12 protein-coding genes are annotated in these 19,315 nt (G+C 58.6%); 6 read left to right on the top strand and 6 right to left on the bottom strand.

Annotated features, from left to right (window positions below; all coding sequences use genetic code 11):
- Position 1: 1 nt before the first annotated feature.
- The gene (locus F2P67_RS24015) at positions 2 to 4,156 is read right to left on the bottom strand and encodes a deaminase domain-containing protein (RefSeq protein ID WP_166224615.1); all 4,155 of its coding nucleotides are present in this window, start codon (positions 4,154 to 4,156) and stop codon (positions 2 to 4) included.
- 218 nt (positions 4,157 to 4,374) lie between these two features.
- Here F2P67_RS24015 and F2P67_RS24010 point away from each other — a divergent pair, with 218 nt between their 5' ends.
- Both F2P67_RS24010 and F2P67_RS24005 read left to right on the top strand, forming a co-directional pair.
- Positions 4,375 to 6,834 carry an EAL domain-containing protein gene (locus F2P67_RS24010; protein WP_166224612.1) on the top strand — a complete coding sequence of 820 codons (2,460 nt, stop codon included), beginning with the start codon at positions 4,375 to 4,377 and terminating at the stop codon, positions 6,832 to 6,834.
- A 47-nt stretch (positions 6,835 to 6,881) separates the two neighbouring features.
- Positions 6,882 to 7,676, top strand: coding sequence for an iron-containing redox enzyme family protein (locus F2P67_RS24005; RefSeq protein WP_166224610.1), 795 nt, complete (start codon positions 6,882 to 6,884; stop codon positions 7,674 to 7,676).
- A gap of 74 nt (positions 7,677 to 7,750) precedes the next feature.
- Here the strand turns inward: F2P67_RS24005 and F2P67_RS24000 are convergent, their stop codons facing one another.
- The 5 genes from F2P67_RS24000 to F2P67_RS23980 form a co-directional block, all read right to left on the bottom strand.
- Positions 7,751 to 8,677 (bottom strand): GGDEF domain-containing protein, encoded by a 927-nt coding sequence (locus tag F2P67_RS24000; protein ID WP_166224607.1) that lies wholly within the window; start codon positions 8,675 to 8,677, stop codon positions 7,751 to 7,753.
- A 361-nt stretch (positions 8,678 to 9,038) separates the two neighbouring features.
- On the bottom strand, positions 9,039 to 9,779 hold the full coding sequence (locus F2P67_RS23995) for a YciK family oxidoreductase (RefSeq protein WP_166224604.1): 741 nt from the start codon (positions 9,777 to 9,779) through the stop codon (positions 9,039 to 9,041).
- 39 nt (positions 9,780 to 9,818) lie between these two features.
- The gene (mupP, locus tag F2P67_RS23990; RefSeq protein ID WP_166224601.1) at positions 9,819 to 10,490 is read right to left on the bottom strand and encodes an N-acetylmuramic acid 6-phosphate phosphatase MupP; all 672 of its coding nucleotides are present in this window, start codon (positions 10,488 to 10,490) and stop codon (positions 9,819 to 9,821) included.
- Positions 10,491 to 10,494: 4 nt separating this feature from the next.
- Positions 10,495 to 11,193, bottom strand: a complete 699-nt coding sequence (ubiG, locus tag F2P67_RS23985) for a bifunctional 2-polyprenyl-6-hydroxyphenol methylase/3-demethylubiquinol 3-O-methyltransferase UbiG (protein WP_166224598.1) — start codon at positions 11,191 to 11,193, stop codon at positions 10,495 to 10,497.
- Positions 11,194 to 11,251: 58 nt separating this feature from the next.
- On the bottom strand, positions 11,252 to 12,586 hold the full coding sequence (locus F2P67_RS23980; protein WP_166224595.1) for a TRZ/ATZ family hydrolase: 1,335 nt from the start codon (positions 12,584 to 12,586) through the stop codon (positions 11,252 to 11,254).
- A gap of 108 nt (positions 12,587 to 12,694) precedes the next feature.
- Here F2P67_RS23980 and mtnA point away from each other — a divergent pair, with 108 nt between their 5' ends.
- From mtnA to pheA, 4 genes are all read left to right on the top strand, one after another.
- On the top strand, positions 12,695 to 13,771 hold the full coding sequence (gene mtnA, locus F2P67_RS23975; protein WP_166224592.1) for an S-methyl-5-thioribose-1-phosphate isomerase: 1,077 nt from the start codon (positions 12,695 to 12,697) through the stop codon (positions 13,769 to 13,771).
- A gap of 426 nt (positions 13,772 to 14,197) precedes the next feature.
- Entirely contained in the window at positions 14,198 to 16,972 is a 2,775-nt protein-coding gene (gene gyrA / locus F2P67_RS23970) for a DNA gyrase subunit A (protein WP_166224589.1), read from the top strand.
- Positions 16,973 to 17,126: 154 nt separating this feature from the next.
- A complete protein-coding gene (gene serC / locus F2P67_RS23965; protein WP_166224586.1) occupies positions 17,127 to 18,212 on the top strand; it encodes a 3-phosphoserine/phosphohydroxythreonine transaminase in 1,086 nt (361 codons plus the stop codon).
- Positions 18,212 to 19,306: a prephenate dehydratase gene (gene pheA / locus F2P67_RS23960; RefSeq protein WP_016770924.1), complete on the top strand. Its 1,095-nt coding sequence runs from the start codon at positions 18,212 to 18,214 to the stop codon at positions 19,304 to 19,306. The genes serC and pheA overlap by 1 nt, the downstream gene beginning before the upstream one ends.
- The last annotated feature ends 9 nt before the right edge of the window (positions 19,307 to 19,315 follow it).

Genomic DNA, 19,315 nt, shown 5'->3' with positions numbered 1-19,315 from the left:
TTCATTGCCACAGCACCTTCAGGCTGTCAGGGCCACCGTCGTGAGCGAACTCTTTGATCACTACCGAGCAGCTGTTGCAGGGGTGCATGGTGGTGACCACATCGATTGATCGGATCGTCGCGTTGTCCGGGTATTTTCCGCGAATCGCGCTGATCAGCTTCGCCTCGCTGTCCAGTGACGTCGGGCGGGTAGTGAGGGCCGGTGTGTAGGTATCGATGTCTTTTATCGTGTGGGGAATGGCCAGCACCTTGCCGTCCTCTGAAACGTTCAGCGATGTCCGGGTAAACGACTCGCCCGCGTCGATGTTGAAGTAGGTGGTATCGCCGACGATGACCTTGTCTTTGGCAAATGGCGGTTTGAACAGCGGGAACTCTCCGGTCAGCCCATGCGCGCCGGAAACGCTGACATAGACCTCGCGTTTGCCGCTCGCGGTGACGATATCGGCGTAGGCGATGTTTCTGGCGTTGCGGGTGCGAAGATTGGCGGGAAGCAGTTTCTGGAAGTTTTGCATGACCTTGTTCAGTTTCAGATCACTGTGAAGAATCAGGTTTATCTCGGTGTCAGTGCCCGAGCCGACCTGGATGGCTTTGCCTTCGAACAGGGTATCGAAGATATCCGCTGCTCTCTGGCGAAACGCCGGCGAAGCCTGGCGACTGCGCGACCATGATCCCGTGCCCGCAGGCAATTGGCTGACAATCATGCGCGTGGAGTGGTCGAACAGCACCGCTTCGCCGGGGCTGGTGTCGACTTTGAGCAGCTTGAGCGTATCCGGTGGAACGGCGTGGCCGCCAATGGGGATTGCGATTTCGTCCATGGTTTTCATCGCACGCTCTACCGTTTCAATGCCGTGAATCCTGACGGTGTTATTGGCGTTGAGCGAGCCGGTGTAGACGATCATCAACTCCTTGTTCAACTCCGTGCTCAAGTCAGCCTTGCGCAAGGTCAGGGGCGCCGACAGGCCTTGCCCGCTGGCAAGTTCTGCGACGTAAAAGTCGCCGGCGTCCACGCGGGTGAACACATAGTGTCTGGAGCCATCCATTGCCGGGACGATGGTCGCTCCGGCCTCAAACGTATCCAGCTGATTTTTGTTACCAACGGGGATCTCTACTTTGATTCGTCCGTAAATGCCTTTCTGAAACTCCACTGTCCCGGTGAACTGATTCTTGCTTTTCAGGGCGGCCAGCGACATCGGTCGCCCTGCAACCGCTGGCGTATAGAGGGAATCACCGAACCACGGCGCCCAACCCTTGCTTTCATCAAACGATCCATGGGCTGGCGTGGGGGCCGGATCACGCAGGACATATTTCGTCTGGCAGAGGTCGCCGCCATCGCGCCTGATCCGACACGGCATTGCTTTGTACTTCGACTGGTCGTTGATCAGGTCGGCGCGGCGCAACTGGTCACCGTCCAGACGATACGGAACTTCGTCAATCAACAGCGTGGTTCGACCATCGACCTCAAGCCATTCACGCACGCGGGCGTGTTCCGGCACCTCTGCCAGCGCATGGGACTCGGTGGGCGGCAGCGCTTTGTAAGTGGATCTGCCCTGAATCAGGTGGCGGTTACTGCGCAGGCGTGGCCCGAAGGGTAAGGACGTCACCGGATCGACCAGATGCAAGCGTTTGGGGTCTGTCGCACTGGTATGGCGCACCAGTACGTCACCTATGCCGTTGACCGTGACCAGTCGATCACTTGAGTTCAACTGTTTCCACTGCCCTGGATCAATTGCCTGGGGCAGGTTGTGCGCCAGTCGATAAGCGCCGACCTTTCCGTGCAGGCTCTTGAGGCCGTTTACACCTGAGCGAGCGACTCCGAGCGCGCCTTTTGCAATGCCCTTCAACAGAGTAGGAATACCGCTCAGGGGGTTTATGTTACTTAGCGAAGAGGTCAGCAGCTTGCGCGACAAGGTCGAAAAGGACGGCAGGCTGGCTTTGACGGCGATGCGCGCGGTGCCACTGCTGGCTTTGATCAGGCGCACAGAGCCCGAAATGAACTTGCCTATGGGAAACAGGAATGACGCCAGGTCCGCCAGCAATCCGATCCCGCCGATCACCTGGTTGGAGGTCTTGTCCGAAAGGAGGTCGTCGATGCTGCCCCAGAAGGGTACGAATCCTTTGACGATGGAATAGGCCAGTTCCTGACGCTTTTCGTTTCTTGCCCTGTACTCGTCGAAAATCGTCATGCCGCGGGCCTCGGCACGCAGTTCTTTTTCGTCGACATAAGGAAATTTCGCTGCAATGTACTCGGCCAATTCATTCAGGCGGGTAGTCAGCACTGTCCATTCACTGCCGATGGCGGTTGCGCTGTCGAATGTCGCTGCAGGGATCTGTAACACGCTGTCGAGGTAGCCGGTGCACCAGGATTTTTCCGCTGGGAGCGTGCCTTCAAAAAAAGCTTTCTCGTCGAGCAGGAGCGTCGCGCTGATGTCGCGCTCGGGTGCATAAGACTCCCCGGCAACCTCCGCGTGAAGCGGCAGTTCGGTACGAACGCCGTCAATGTAAGTAAGCCTCAGTGCGTTTCTTGGGCGAATGAAGCCGGCACTGGGGATGACTTCGTGATAGGTAATAGTGTTGTCGTCCTGGGTCGCCTTCAGCACGAATCCTTTTCTGGCCTTTATATCGCCTGCTTTGTGTCTGAGCTTCCTGCGCAGGCGCAGCACCTCGATATCGCCACGCGCCAGCGCCTTGCGTTCAGTTACTGGCAGGGAGACAAGCAGGCTGGCGATCAGCGTCTGGTAGGCTTTTGAGGTATTGGTCTGATAGCGGTCGAAGCCGCTGGTGAACAATGCGTTGACGTCCGGAAACGTTCGCTCGTTGGGAATGATATCCCCGAAAATATCCCTATAAGTTCCATCGGGAGTCTCGCTTTCCAGATGAGACTTTCGCTGACTGTCGATTCTGAATCTGCGTTTCGTCGGGGTGATGCCATCGGCTTGGGTGACAATCCACCTTTCGCCTTCATCGAACCGGCCATCCGCATACAAGTCCAGAAAGCTGTAGCCCGCCAGCGCCAACGAGTGCATGTCCTTGCCCCCCGCCAGATGCGAGTTGTTAGTCGGCAGGAATTTGTACCCGTCCGTTTCCAGTGCATCTGCGCCAAACGCGGCATCCTTGAACTTCTTAGCCATTTTCAGCCGTTCAGGGATGGTGTCCTCCACTGTCATTACGGCGGAGTTCAGATTCGTACTCTGGGTCTCCAGTGCCTCTATCGCCTGCTTGATATCGTCCACGCCGTAACTTGACGCGGACTTCGACTCAATGAGACCTGTGCACACGGCCCATGTGAGTGCGGGGCCAAGTCTTGCTTCGGTTATGCGTTCAAGTTGATCGGGTGAGGCGCCGTCACTGAGTTGCAGAGGCAGGTTGACCAAATCTTGAAAAGCCATCGAACGCTTCAGATCAAAGGCGTCGACCAGCAAAACGCCGTGCATGAAGTTGACCCACACGATCGAGCTTTTATAGCGCAGATCGGCGGGGATATCGCGAACCGAAAAATCGCCGGACAAACGTGTCTGGAAGATTTGCGCCAGGACGATTGCCTCTTTGCTGTAGATGACCCGCTTGCTGGTCTTCAAGTGCTGCTCAAACTCCATTCGCAGGCTCTGGTAGCTTTTGCCCCAGTGTGCCGAGTCCTGCCAGTCGAAACCGGCGAGGTCTTGTGGTTCATCGGGCAACGGCTTTTGCAGATAGAGGCAGATGGCTTTGCACAGCAGCTGATAGCGCAGTGAGGCCGATGTTTTTTCACCGGGCCGTGCGCCGTACCACCTGAGCTTTTTCAGCAGTTGATCGACCAGATCCTGCGACGGGGCCGAGTCCAGTATCCGCCGGACGAACACCCAGGGGGTGGCGCGTATGTCCTCTGCGCTTGGGGAATGCAGCACATCGCCAGCCAGTCGATAAATCAGCATGGGGTTGGCATTCATGAAGCTTTTGACGGTGTCGAAAATTCGCTGATTGATGCGTTCGGCTTTGTACTGGTCGAGGGTCATCGTTTGATCAAGCGTGGGCTTCTTGCTTAAAGACGCCTTGAAACGCTTGCGATCCCGAGCGGAGGGCGGCGCAAACAGTGCGTCGATGTCCGGGCCGTCATCAAGGCCCAGGGCCTGTATTGCCAGTGATTCTTCTGAACCGGGTGTAACTGAAGGTGTCGATGTCATGTAGCACTCCTTGGCTGGGGGTTTCCCCGGTGAAGAGGAAACCGGATGCACCCATTAAATCGAGCCTGCATGCCCCGGTGGCGGTACATATGTATTTGTTCGGCGGCGTACCGTAATGAGGCGGATCCGTCGCTTGCCGGAACGCTGAAGGCCTCCTAGTCTTGGACGGACGGCCAGATAGAGAAGGACGACCCAGCAGTGCTCATGCAAGGAACCCCATGAAGCAGAAGCGGACGCTCGGAACGCCACGGTTGTTGGGCATCGTCTGGCCATTTATTGCCGTCGTGTTATTTCAGGCATTACTGGGAGGCGTGAGCCTTTACGTCCTGTCGGCAGTTCGCGGCTATGTCGCCGGTGAAAGCCTCTGGTCCAAGGGCCAGAAAGACGCCATCTATTACCTCAACCTCTACGCCGACAGCCGCGATGAGGCGATTTATCTCAAATATCAGGGTGCGATTGCCGTGCCTCAGGGCGGCCATCAATTGCGTCTGGCGCTTGATCGTCAGCCGCCGGATCTGCAAGCCGCCCGCGAGGGCATTCTCAAGGGTGGCAACCACCCTGACGACGTTTCCAGTCTGATCTGGCTGTATCTCAATTTCCGCCATTTCAGTTATCTGGAAACCGCCATTGATCGCTGGACGGTGGGCGATGCCTACCTGGTCGAGCTGGACACGGTCGCTCGGGAGATGCACCAGAGCATCACGCAAAATGAAGCCACGGTGGCGGATGTGCAGCGCTGGAAAGCGCAGATTTTCGCCATTAATGACGGTGTGACCCCGGCGGCCAAGGCGTTCAGTGATGCGCTGGGCGAAGGTTCGCGGATGATCCTGCGGCTGCTGCTGTTTACCAACCTCGCCACTGCGCTGGGCCTGATTGTGCTCGCACTGTTGCGCACACATAAACTGCTCAAGCAACGGCACGCCTTTGCCGAGGCGCTGCAACTGGAGAAAGACCGGGCGCACGTCACGCTGCATTCGATTGGCGATGGCGTGATTACCACGGACGTCGCCGGGGCCATCGACTACATGAACCCGGCCGCCGAGGCCATGACCCACTGGAAGGCCGAGCAGGCGGCCGGTCTGCCGCTGGCGGCGCTGTTCAATCTGCTGGATGAAAATGCGCAGACCGAGGGACTGACACTGATCGAGCATATTCTCAGCGGCAAACTCAGCGGCGGCAGTGAACATTCGAAACTGATCCAGCGTCTGGATGGCAGCACCGTCTCGGTGACGCTGGTGGGCGCGCCGATCCGCAATGCCGGCAAGGTCAGCGGCACGGTGCTGGTGTTGCACGACATGACACAGGAGCGGCAATACATCGCCAACCTGTCGTGGCAGGCGACGCATGACGCGCTGACCGGGCTGGCCAACCGTCGCGAGTTCGAGTATCGCCTCGAGCAGGCCCTGCACAACCTTACGCGACAGGCGGGGCGGCATGCCTTGATGTTCCTTGATCTGGACCAGTTCAAACTGGTCAACGACACCTGTGGTCACGCCGCCGGTGATGAACTGTTGCGCCATATCTGCACGCTGTTGCAGTCCGGCCTGCGCGAGGGCGATACGCTCGCGCGCCTCGGTGGCGACGAGTTCGGCATCCTCCTGGAAAACTGCGCGCCGGACGCTGCCGAGAAGATTGCCGAAGCGCTGCGCCAGACCGTACAGAATCTGCATTTCGTCTGGAAAGGTCGGCCGTTTCTGACCACCGTGAGTATCGGTCTGGTGCACATCGCGCAATCCCCGACCACCCTTGAAGTCTCGCTGCGCGCTGCCGATATGGCCTGCTACATGGCCAAGGAAAAGGGCCGTAACCGCGTGCAGGTCTACCACGCCGATGATTCCGAGCTGTCACTGCGCTTCGGTGAAATGGCCTGGGTGCAGCGCCTGCACATGGCTCTGGAAGAAAACCGCTTCTGCCTCTACGCCCAGGAAATCGCCCCGCTCAAACCCGGCGAGCGTGGCGGCGGACACATCGAAATCCTCTTGCGTCTGCATGACGAAGCCGGGCGGATGATTTTGCCTGACAGCTTTATCCCGGCCGCCGAGCGCTATGGCTTGATGAATCAACTGGATCGTTGGGTAGTGGAGAATGTATTCAAAGTCATTGCGCAGTGTATTGCTCAAGAACATGAAGAACCGTTGGCGATGTGTGCGATTAATCTTTCAGGCATTACTATAGGAGATGACGCGTTTTTGCACTTTCTGCGTGAACAGTTTGTTAACTACGCAATACCACCTGAAATGATTTGTTTTGAAATTACAGAAACCAGTGCTATTTCAAATTTGGGCAGCGCAATACGTTTTATCAATGAACTCAAAGGCTTGGGTTGTTACTTTTCACTGGATGACTTTTGTGCCGGAATGTCTTCATTCGCTTATCTGAAACATTTACCTGTAGACTTCTTGAAGATCGACGGGAGTTTCGTAAAGGATATGCTGGACGACCCGATTAACCGTGCAATGGTCGAAGTGATCAATCACATCGGGCATGTCATGGGTAAGCAGACAATTGCCGAGTTTGTTGAAACAACCCAGATCGAGCAGGCATTGCTTGAAATCGGGGTTGATTACGCTCAAGGTTATATTGTTGAGCGTCCGCAGTTGTTTACCTGTGACAGTTTGCAAAGTCGGCCCGCCAGACCGCAGCCGTTGTTATTCAAAGCGCCTGGCACGTTCCGTTGAAGTCTCTCGCCGATCCTTAAAAATCACAAATCAAAAGGAGCCGAACAGTGATCGACACATTCAACCGAACCGGACCACTCATGGAAGCTGCAAGTTATCCTGCCTGGGCACAACAGCTCATTGCAGATTGCAGCGAGAGCAAACGCCGGGTTGTCGAACATGAACTTTATTTGCGCATGCGTGATAACAAGCTCAGCGCCAAAACCATGCGTCAGTACCTGATCGGGGGCTGGCCCGTTGTTGAGCAGTTCGCGTTGTACATGGCGCAGAACCTCACCAAAACCAGGTTCGCCCGGCATCCGGGTGAAGACATGGCGCGACGCTGGCTGATGCGCAACATCCGCGTCGAGCTCAATCATGCAGATTACTGGGTGCACTGGAGTCGCGCGCACGGTGTCAGTCTGGAGGACCTTCAGGCTCAGCAGGTTCCGCCGGAGCTGCACGCGCTGAGTCATTGGTGCTGGCACACCAGCTCTGCGGATTCGCTGATCGTCGCCATTGCCGCGACCAACTACGCCATCGAGGGCGCGACCGGGGAGTGGTCGGCGCAGGTCTGTTCCACCGGTGTGTACGCGGCGGCATTCCCGGAAGAAGACCGAAAGCGGGCGATGAAGTGGCTGAAGATGCACGCCCAGTACGACGATGCCCATCCGTGGGAAGCGCTGGAAATCATCTGCACGCTGGCCGGAATGAATCCGGGCAAGGCGCTGCAGGCCGAGTTGCGCCAGGCCGTGTGCAAAAGCTACGACTACATGTTCCTGTTTCTGGAGCGCTGCATGCAGCTGGAGACGTCGGAGCGCTTGCTGGTCGGTCGTGAACGTCGGGCGTTAGTCGAAAGCTGATATTCGCCTGAACCTTAAACCAATGTGGGAGCGGCTTTCTCGCTCCCACTCTGTTTTGTGTGCATTGGCCAAGCTCAGCCCGCCATGGCCAACCGGTTACGCCCTTCGCGCTTGGCCACATAAAGCGCACTGTCGGCGCGACGCAGCAGGCTCTCGGCGGACTCGCCCGGCAATAACGTTGAGCAACCCAGGCTCACCGTCAGTTCGATCAACTGGCCATCGGCGTAATATTCGGCCGCTTGCGCCGCATACCGCAGACGCTCACCGACCATCCCTGCCGCTTCCCGGCTGGTGTTGGACAGCAAGATCAAAAACTCCTCGCCGCCATAGCGGAACACCATATCGACATTGCGCAACTGACCCTTGATCGAGGCCGCAACCGCTTTGAGCACGGTATCGCCAGCGCTGTGGCCGTGGCTGTCGTTGACCCGTTTGAAATGGTCGATATCCAGCATCAACACCGACAACGGTTGCAGGTGCCGGCGCGACATCTCGATTTCGCGTTGCAGCGTCTGCTCCATGGCAATGCGATTGCCGGTGCCGGTCAGTGGATCACGCAGCGCGCTCTGAGTGGCGGCGCGATAGAGCAGGGCATTGCGCATCGGGTACAGCAATGACGACAGCAGTGATTCGAGATTGCCTTGTTCCTGATCGTTGAAGCGCTGGTTGCGGCGGAAGACCAGTTCGCCCATGTGCTCGCCTTCGTGGCTGAGGCTATAGCTGATCGAGTGATGGCCGCGTGCGCCAAACTCCAGGCGCAAGTCGCTGCCCTGATGCACATAGCTCAAGGCATCCAGCGGCACGAGCCGTTGGACTTCGCGAAAGAACAGGCCGAGGATTCGTTGCGGTTCAAGGCTGGTCTGCAGTTGCAGGCTCAGTTGCTGGCGCAATTGCGCGAGGCTGGCCGGTCGCTCCAGAAGTGGCGGCAGCTGACCGAAGCCCAGGCGTTGCAATTTGGCACTGTCGAAGTCAATTGCATTGGTCTGGGAGGGTGATTTCATATGGCGTGAGCCCCTAAGCAGTAAGTCTGTCTTACAGGCTGGGTGAGAGCGGCTATGGGCTGCGCGTCATACTGATCCATCAGTCCCGTAGGACATTTGGCGTAAGTTTAGTCTGCCTGATGACGATTAGTCAGCTATCGAAATCGGCCTTGCCCCACTGCCTTCACACGGCATGCTGTGAGGAAATTTAGAGCGAAAGTCGTGCCATTCCGTTCAGCTTTATTAAAGCCTTTACGAATCAATGGCTTGAGTTAATCAGGCGAAAAGACGCGGCGGATATTTGACTGAGATTCGACCGCGCAAAGCGGCAAAGGCGTGCCGCGACGGGAATCCGCCACGGCAACAAAAGCGACGTATGGCACTACTGGGCGTTGAAAGCCTGGCCGTTGATGCCGGTGCTGTCCGGGCCCATGAGGTACAAATAGACCGGCATGATCTCCTCGGGTGTCGGATTGTTCAGCGGGTTTTCCCCCGGGTACGCCTGCGCACGCATGCTCGTACGGGTGCCGCCCGGATTGATGCTGTTGGAGCGTACCGGCGCTACGTTTTCGACTTCATCGGCCAGGGTTTGCATCAGGCCTTCGGTGGCGAATTTCGACACGCCATAGGCGCCCCAATAAGCGCGCCCCTTGCGCCCTACGCTGCTGGAAGTGAACACCACCGAAGCATCCTGCGACAGCTTGAGCAGTGGCAACAAGGTGCTGGTCAGCATGAACATGGCGTTGACGTTGACCTGCATGACGCGCATGAAGTTTTCGCCGGACAACTGCTCGATCGGCGTGCGCGGGCCAATGATCGAGGCGTTGTGCAGCAGGCCGTCGAGGTGGCCGAATTCGGTTTCGATCATCGCTGCCAGCTCATCGTATTGATGGGGCAGGGCGGTTTCGAGGTTGAACGGAATGACCGCCGGTTGCGGGTGGCCGGCCGCTTCGATCTCGTCGTAGACCTGAGTCAGGTTGGCCTCGGTCTTGCCCAGCAGCAACACGGTCGCACCGTGGGCTGCGTAGGTTTTCGCCGCAGCCGCGCCGATACCGCGGCCGGCGCCGGTGACCAGAATGACCCGATCCTTGAGCAATTCGGGGCGAGCGGTGTAATCAAACATAAAAAACCTCAAAATCCATTAACAAGCCGAGGGAAGCATTCAGCAGCTGCAGAGTGCGTTATCCAACACCTTGCGCAACTCCAGCGGATGATCCACCACCACGTCCGCACCCCAGTGTCGCGGGTTGTCGTCCGGGTGAATGTAGCCATAGGTCACGGCGGCGGTCTTGGTGCCGGCGTCGCGGCCGGACTCGATATCGCGCAAATCATCGCCGACAAACAGAACCGTCGACGGATCCAGATCAAGCATCTTGCACGCGAGGATCAACGGCTCCGGATCCGGCTTGCTGTTCTTCACGTGATCCGGGCAGATCAGCAGCGCCGAACGTTCGGCCAGCCCCAGTTGCTGCATGATCGGTTCGGCGAAACGCAGTGGTTTGTTGGTGACCACGCCCCAGACCAGATTGGCTTTTTCGATGTCGGCAAGCAGTTCGCCCATGCCGTCGAACAGCTTGCTGTGCACTGCGCAGCCGACCAGATAACGCTCAAGAAACTCCAGGCGCAATTCTTCGAAGCCCGGCGACTCCGGATCCATCGAGAACGTCACCGCAACCATGGCTTTGGCGCCACCGGAAATTTCGTCGCGGATGTGCTTGTCGTTCATTGGCGGCAAACCGCGATCCGCGCGCATCGCCTGGCAGATGGCGATGAAGTCCGGCGCGGTATCGAGCAGGGTGCCGTCCATGTCGAAAAGAACTGCTCTGATGGCCATCGGCTTACTCCTCGCGCAGGGTCTGGATCATGTAGTTGACGTCAACGTCGTTGGCCAGTTTGTAATGCTTGGTCAACGGGTTGTAGGTCAGGCCGATGATGTCCTTGACGGTCAGGCCGGCCATGCGGCTCCACGCACCCAGCTCGGAAGGGCGGATGAATTTCTTGAAGTCGTGGGTGCCGCGCGGCAGCAGCTTCATGATGTATTCAGCGCCGACAATGGCGAACAGATACGCCTTCGGATTACGGTTGATGGTCGAGAAGAACACCTGGCCGCCCGGCTTGACCATGCGGAAGCAGGCGCGAATGACCGACGATGGATCCGGCACGTGCTCAAGCATCTCCAGGCAAGTGACCACGTCGAACTGCTCGGGCATTTCTTCGGCCAGGGCTTCGGCGGTGATCTGGCGGTATTCGACGCTGACACCGGATTCCAGCTGATGCAGTTGCGCGACCGCCAATGGTGCTTCGCCCATGTCGATACCGGTTACGGTCGCACCGCGCTGGGCCATGGCTTCGCTGAGGATGCCGCCGCCGCAACCGACGTCGAGGACTTTCTTGCCGGCCAGATTGACCCGCTCGTCAATCCAGTTGACCCGCAGCGGGTTGATGTCGTGCAGCGGTTTGAATTCGCTTTCACGATCCCACCAGCGATGGGCCAGGGCTTCGAATTTGGCGATTTCGGCGTGGTCGACGTTGCTCATGTTCAATTCCTCGAAAAACTTGAAAAAGGTTGTAGCCGCGAAACGGATTGCGCGGTGTTTACGATTCGGTATGGCCGCTGATGCGCTGGCCCCAGGCGCGCGCGGTGACGCCCAGCTGTTGTTCGTCAAGACGCGTCAGGTGCCGGTCGTCGAGCAATTGTTTGCCGGCGACCCACAGGTGTTTCACACAATCGCGGCCGGTGGCATATATAAGCTGCGAAACCGGGTCGTAGATCGGTTGCTGGGCAATGCCGGACAGGTCGAAAGCGACGATGTCGGCGGCTTTGCCAATCTCCAGCGAGCCGACCTGACTCTCGATCCCCAGCGCTCGCGCGCCGTTGAGCGTGGCCATGCGCAGCGCCCGGTGCGCGTCCAGCGCGGTGGCCGAGCCAGCAACGGCTTTGGCCAGCAGCGCAGCGGTACGGGTCTCGCCGAGGAGGTCGAGATCGTTGTTGCTGGCTGCGCCATCGGTGCCGACGGCGACATTCACACCAGCCTGCCACAAGCGCTCCACCGGGCAAAAGCCGCTAGCCAGCTTGAGGTTCGATTCCGGGCAATGGATCACGCTGGTGTTGCTTTCTACCAGCATCGCCAGGTCGTCATCGCTGATCTGCGTCATGTGCACGGCCTGGAAGCGCGGGCCGAGCAGGCCGAGGCGACCGAGGCGGGCCAGCGGCCTCTCGCCGTGCTGCTCGAGAGATTGCTGGACTTCGAACGCTGTTTCATGGACGTGCATGTGAATCGAGGCGTCCAGTTCCTCGGCGATCACGCGGATTTTTTCGAGGTTCTCGTCGCCGACGGTGTAGGGTGCGTGAGGGCCGAAGGTGATTTTGATTCGCTCGTGATGCTTCAAATCGCCGAACAGCTCGACGCCCTGACGAATGGCTTCATCGGCACTGCTGGCGCCCGGAATCGGGAAATCGAGGATCGGAATGGCGATCTGCGCGCGAATGCCGCTGTTGTGCACGCGCTCGCTGGCAACCTTGGGGAAGAAGTACATGTCCGAAAAACAGGTGATGCCACCTTTTATCTGCTCGGCGATGGCCAGGTCGGTGCCGTCACGGACAAAATCTTCATCGACCCATTTGCCCTCGGCCGGCCAGATGTGGTTTTCCAGCCAGGTCATCAGTGGCAGATCATCGGCAAGGCCACGGAACAGGGTCATCGCTGCATGGCCGTGAGCGTTGATCAGGCCGGGGCTGAGCAAAACGTCCGGCAATTCGCGGATTTCCGTAGCGTTACACTTCAACGCTTCGGCGCGCGGGCCGATAAACACGATGCGACCGTCGCGGATGCCCAGGCCGTGCTCTTTGAGCACAACGCCTGCAGGTTCGACGGGTACCAGCCAGGTCGGCAGCAATAATAAGTCGAGCGCAATGGCAGGTTTCGGCATCGAGGGTCGGTTCCAGTGCTTTTGTAAAGGATGGCGAAGTATACCCGAGCGTCTTCGCGGGGGGATCGCTATAATCGGCGGCTTTTGTTCATGAGTGCGGGGTGAGGGATGCGCGATCGACTGTTGGCTGCGGAGAAAGTAAAGGCCATCGATTGGCGAGATGGCGCGCTCCACCTGCTGGATCAGCGTATTTTGCCGTTCGAGGAAACCTGGATTGCCTACACCAGCGCCGCCGGCGTGGCTGAGGCGATTCGTTCGATGGTGGTACGTGGCGCGCCGGCCATCGGCATCAGCGCGGCGTATGGCATTGTCCTTGCCGCTCGTGCGCGATTGGCTGAAGGCGGCGACTGGTACGCGGCGCTGGAGGAGGATTTTGCGCTGTTGGCCGACTCTCGTCCGACGGCAGTCAATCTGTTCTGGGCGCTGGGTCGCATGCACGATCGGCTTGATCGTCTGAAGGACAATGCCGATCCGCTGGCCGCGCTGGAGGCGGAAGCCGTCGCCATTCATGAAAGCGACCGCGAGGCCAACCTGACCATGGCGCAATTGGGCGTCGACCTGATCCGCAAACATCAGGGCAATGCTCAGGCGATTCTGACCCACTGCAACACTGGCGCACTGGCTACCGGCGGTTTCGGTACCGCACTCGGCGTGATCCGCGCGGCGTTCATCGAAGGCATGGTCGAGCGCGTTTACGCCGACGAAACCCGCCCGTGGTTGCAAGGCTCGCGCCTGACGGCGTGGGAGCTGGCTAACGAAGGCATCCCGGTGACGCTCAATGCCGACTCCGCTGCCGCGCACATCATGAAAACCAAAGGCGTGACCTGGGTGATCGTTGGTGCTGACCGCATCACCGCCAACGGCGACGTGGCCAACAAGATCGGCACCTACCAGCTGGCGGTCAACGCCATGCACCACGGCGTGCGTTTCATGGTGGTGGCGCCGAGTTCGACCATCGACATGAACCTGGCCAGCGGCGACGACATCCCGATTGAAGAGCGTGACGGTGCTGAGTTGCTGGAAGTCGGCGGTAAACGTGTCGGCGCGGATGTTGAGGCGTTCAACCCGGTGTTTGACGTGACGCCGGCGGATTTGATCGATGCGATCGTGACCGAGAAGGGCATTGTCGAACGTCCGGATACCGCGAAAATGGCTCAGTTGATGTGCCGCAAACGCCTGCATTGATTGGCTGTGATGTCTGCAAGGACGCCATCGCGAACAGGCTCACTCCTACAAGGTCTTGTGTCGAACGCAAAACCTGTAGGAGTGAGCCTGCTCGCGATGAGGACATAAATGTCAATAAACATCCGCAATCCAAGCACTGATTCTGCATTCAAAGAAGCTCTGAGCTTCTCTCGTCCCCGTTAAGCCTGTCACCGGTCAACTAACTATGCTCCATGCGCATCTGGGGGATAGGTGCGTGGCGGCCTTTGTGATAACATCCGGCGTTTTCCGAGGCAGCTCCACGGAGCTGTCTTTACTGCGCAAATCCACTCTCCAGATTGTTGATTTGTCGTAAGTCGGCGCATGGCACTCAGCCTGCCCCGACGAGCTTCGTTGCTCCCACATGGATATGACGAAGTTTCACCAGAAAAAGGAATCAGGCTTCTCATGGGCGAACTGGCCAAAGAAATCCTCCCGGTCAATATCGAAGACGAGCTGAAACAGTCCTATCTCGACTACGCGATGAGCGTGATCGTCGGCCGTGCACTGCCGGATGCGCGCGATGGCCTCAAGCCCGTGCACCGTCGCGTACTGTTCGCGATGAGCGAGCTGGGCAACGACTTCAACAAGCCGTACAAGAAATCCGCCCGTGTTGTCGGCGACGTGATCGGTAAGTATCACCCGCACGGTGATACCGCGGTGTATGACACCATCGTTCGTATGGCGCAGCCTTTCTCCCTGCGCTACCTGCTCGTCGACGGTCAGGGCAACTTCGGTTCGGTGGACGGCGACAACGCTGCGGCCATGCGATACACCGAAGTGCGCATGACCAAGCTGGCACACGAGCTGCTGGCTGACTTGCACAAGGAAACCGTGGACTGGGTGCCGAACTACGACGGTACCGAACTGATCCCGGCGGTCATGCCGACTCGCGTTCCGAACCTGCTGGTCAACGGTTCCAGCGGTATCGCCGTGGGCATGGCAACCAATATTCCGCCGCACAATCTCGGTGAAGTCATCGACGGTTGCCTGGCCCTCATCGACAACCCCGAGCTGACCGTCGATGAGCTGATGCAATACATCCCCGGTCCAGACTTCCCGACCGCCGCGATCATCAACGGTCGTGCCGGCATCATCGAAGCCTACCGTACCGGTCGCGGACGCATTTACATGCGTGCACGTTCGATCATCGAAGACATCGACAAGGTCGGTGGCCGTCAGCAGATCGTCATCACCGAGCTGCCTTACCAGCTGAACAAGGCGCGTCTGATCGAGAAGATCGCCGAGCTGGTCAAAGAGAAGAAGCTGGAAGGCATCACCGAACTGCGCGACGAGTCCGACAAGGACGGTATGCGCGTCGTGATCGAGCTGCGTCGCGGCGAAGTGCCTGAGGTGATCCTCAACAACCTCTACGCCCAGACCCAGCTGCAGTCGGTATTCGGCATCAACATCGTTGCGCTGATCGACGGTCGCCCACGCATCCTGAACCTCAAGGATCTGCTGGAAGCGTTCGTTCGTCACCGTCGCGAAGTCGTCACCCGTCGTACCGTGTTCGAACTGCGCAAGGCGCGCGAGCGTGGCCACATCCTTGAAGGTCAGGCCGTTGCCCTGTCGAACATCGACCCGGTCATCGCTCTGATCAAGGCTTCGCCGACCCCGTCGGAAGCAAAAGAAGCGCTGGTCAGCACGCCGTGGGAATCTTCCGCCGTAGTGGCGATGGTTGAACGTGCCGGTGCCGATTCGTGCCGTCCGGAAAACCTCGATCCGCAATACGGTTTGCGCGAAGGCAAATACTTCCTGTCGCCAGAGCAGGCGCAAGCCATTCTGGAGCTGCGTCTGCACCGTCTGACCGGTCTGGAGCACGAAAAGCTGCTGGCCGAGTATCAAGAGATCCTCAACCAGATCGGCGAGCTGATCCGCATCCTCAACAGCGCTGTGCGCCTGATGGAAGTGATCCGCGAAGAGCTGGAAGTGATCCGCGCCGAATACGGCGATCAGCGGCGCACCGAAATTCTCGATGCCCGTCTCGACCTGACCCTGGGTGACATGATCCCGGAAGAAGAGCGCGTCGTGACCATTTCCCACGGTGGCTACGCCAAGACCCAGCCATTGGCTGCGTACCAGGCTCAGCGTCGTGGCGGTAAAGGCAAATCGGCCACTGGCGTCAAGGATGAGGACTACATCGCTCACCTGCTGGTTGCCAACAGCCACACCACGCTGCTGCTCTTCTCCAGCAAGGGCAAGGTGTACTGGCTCAAGACCTACGAGATTCCGGAAGCGTCCCGCGCCGCCCGTGGTCGTCCACTGGTCAACCTCTTGCCGTTGAGCGAAGGCGAATACATCACCACGATGCTGCCGGTCGATCTCGAAGCCATGAAGCGTCAGGCTGACGAAGAAGAAGCCGAAGGCGCCGAGACCGATGTAGAAGAAATCGAAAACAGCAACGAAACCGACGAAGAGCGTCGCGCCCGTATCAAGGCTGCTGATCGCAAGAAGGCGCCGTTCATTTTCATGTCGACCGCCAACGGTACGGTCAAGAAGACCCCGCTGGTGGCTTTCAGTCGTCAGCGCAGCGTCGGCCTGATCGCGCTGGAGCTGGACGAAGGCGACATCCTGATCTCCGCTGCCATCACCGATGGCGAGCAGGAAATCATGCTGTTCTCCGACGGCGGCAAGGTCACTCGCTTCAAGGAATCCGAAGTTCGCGCCATGGGCCGTACCGCCCGTGGTGTGCGTGGCATGCGTCTGCCGGAAGGGCAGAAACTGATTTCCATGCTGATTCCGGAAGAAGGCAGCGAGATTCTGACGGCATCCGAGCGCGGCTACGGCAAGCGCACGGCGATCACCGAGTTCCCTGAATACAAGCGTGGCGGTCAGGGCGTTATCGCCATGGTCAGCAACGAGCGTAACGGCCGTCTGGTCGGTGCGGTTCAGGTGCAGGATGGCGAAGAAATCATGCTGATCTCCGATCAGGGCACTCTGGTGCGTACCCGTGTCGACGAAGTGTCGAGCCTGGGCCGTAACACGCAGGGCGTGACGCTGATCAAACTGGCCAAGGACGAAACCCTGGTCGGTCTTGAGCGGGTTCAGGAGCCTTCGGAAGTCGAAGGTGAAGAGCTTGAAGGTGAAGAGGGCGAGGAATTCGAAGGCAATGTCGTGATCGACGACGCTGCCGAAGACCAGCAACTCGACGCCGCAGCAGACGAAGAGCCGCAAGAATAAGCGGACAAACGAGGGGGCGGATGAAAATTCGCCCCCTTGTTATTTGTCCGCCATGAAATACCTCAGAAGAATTTCAGATGCGCATAATTGCGTATCCGCAGCATCAGCGATTTACAGAATTATTGTGTATCACCAAGTCAGAGCGAGATTGGATGTGAGCAAGCGAGCCTATAACTTCTGCGCCGGCCCTGCGGCGCTTCCCGAAGCTGTCCTGCAGCGCGCCCAAGGTGAACTCCTTGATTGGCACGGCAAGGGTCTGTCGGTCATGGAAATGAGCCATCGCAGCGATGAGTTCGTGTCCATTGCTACCCAGGCCGAGCAGGATCTGCGTGACCTGCTGAATATCCCGTCGAACTACAAAGTGCTGTTTCTGCAAGGTGGCGCCAGCCAGCAGTTTGCGCAGATCCCGCTGAACCTGCTGCCGGAAAACGGCTCCGCCGACTACATCGACACCGGTATCTGGTCGCAGAAAGCCATCGAAGAAGCCTCGCGCTACGGTCACGTCAATGTCGCCGCCACCGCCAAGCCTTACGACTATTTCGCCATCCCGGGCCAGAACGAGTGGAACCTGTCGAAAGACGCCGCTTACGTTCACTACGCGCCGAACGAAACCATTGGTGGTCTGGAATTCCAGTGGATCCCGCAAACCGGTGATGTTCCGTTGGTGGCCGACATGTCTTCTGACATTCTTTCGCGTCCGGTCGATATCTCGCGCTTCGGCATGATCTATGCCGGTGCGCAGAAAAACATCGGTCCGAGCGGCATCGTCGTCAACATCATCCGCGAAGACTTGCTGGGCAAGGCGCGCTCGTTGTGCCCGACCATGCTCAACTACAAGGTCGCGGCCGACAACGGCTCGATGTACAACACCCCGCCGACCCTGGCCTGGTATCTCTCCGGTCTGGTGTTCCAGTGGCTGAAAGAGCAGGGTGGCGTTGAAGCGATCGCCAAACTGAACGATGTCAAGCAGCGCACGCTGTATGACTTCATCGATGCAAGCGGTCTCTACAGCAACCCGATCAACAAGTCGGATCGCTCGTGGATGAACGTGCCGTTCCGTCTGGCTGATGATCGTCTGGACAAGCCATTCCTGGCCGGTGCCGACGAGCGCGGTCTGCTTAATCTCAAGGGTCACCGCTCCGTGGGCGGCATGCGCGCCTCCATCTACAACGCCGTCGACATCACCGCCGTCAATGCGCTGGTGGCGTACATGGCTGAATTCGAGAAGGAACACGGCTGATGTCCGAGCAAGAACTCAAGGCACTGCGCGTTCGCATTGATGCTCTGGACACCAAGGTCCTCGAGCTGATTAGTGAGCGTGCGCGTTGCGCCCAGGAAGTCGCGCGAGTAAAGATGGCCTCGCTGGCCGAAGGCGAAGTGCCGGTGTTCTATCGTCCCGAGCGTGAAGCTCAGGTGCTCAAGCGGGTGATGGAGCGCAATCAGGGGCCGCTGGGCAACGAAGAAATGGCGCGGTTGTTTCGCGAAATCATGTCTTCCTGCCTGGCGCTGGAGCAGCCGCTGAAAGTGGCTTACCTCGGCCCTGAGGGCACGTTCACCCAGGCGGCGGCCATGAAGCACTTCGGTCATGCAGTGATCAGCAAGCCAATGGCGGCGATCGACGAAGTGTTCCGTGAAGTGGCGGCCGGTGCGGTGAACTTTGGCGTGGTGCCGGTGGAGAACTCCACTGAAGGCGCGGTCAACCACACACTGGACAGCTTCCTCGAACACGACATGGTGATCTGCGGCGAAGTCGAGCTGCGCATCCATCATCACCTGTTGGTCGGTGAAAACACCAAGACCGACAGCATCAGCCGCATTTATTCCCATGCGCAGTCGCTGGCCCAGTGCCGCAAGTGGCTGGACGCGCACTATCCGAATGTCGAGCGCGTGGCGGTGTCGAGCAACGCCGAAGCGGCCAAGCGGGTTAAAGGTGAGTGGAACTCGGCGGCGATTGCCGGTGACATGGCGGCCGGGCTTTACGGTCTGACCCGTCTGGCCGAAAAGATCGAAGACCGTCCGGACAACTCGACGCGCTTCCTGATGATCGGTAACCAGGAAGTGCCGCCGACCGGCGACGACAAGACTTCCATCATCGTGTCGATGAGCAACAAGCCCGGCGCGCTTCACGAGCTGCTGGTACCGTTCCATGACAACGGGATCGACCTGACCCGCATCGAAACCCGTCCGTCGCGTAGCGGCAAATGGACCTACGTGTTCTTCATCGACTTCGTCGGTCATCACCGTGATCCGTTGATCAAAGGTGTATTGGAAAAGATCAGTCAGGAAGCGGTAGCACTCAAAGTGCTGGGTTCCTACCCGAAAGCAGTTCTGTAAGGGGCGGTA

Source organism: Pseudomonas atagonensis (assembly GCF_011369485.1).
In the GTDB taxonomy this organism is placed as follows: Bacteria; Pseudomonadota; Gammaproteobacteria; order Pseudomonadales; family Pseudomonadaceae; genus Aquipseudomonas; species Aquipseudomonas atagonensis.
The sequence above is the reverse complement of the archived record's forward strand: the minus strand, read 5'-3'. Positions and strand labels throughout refer to the sequence as shown.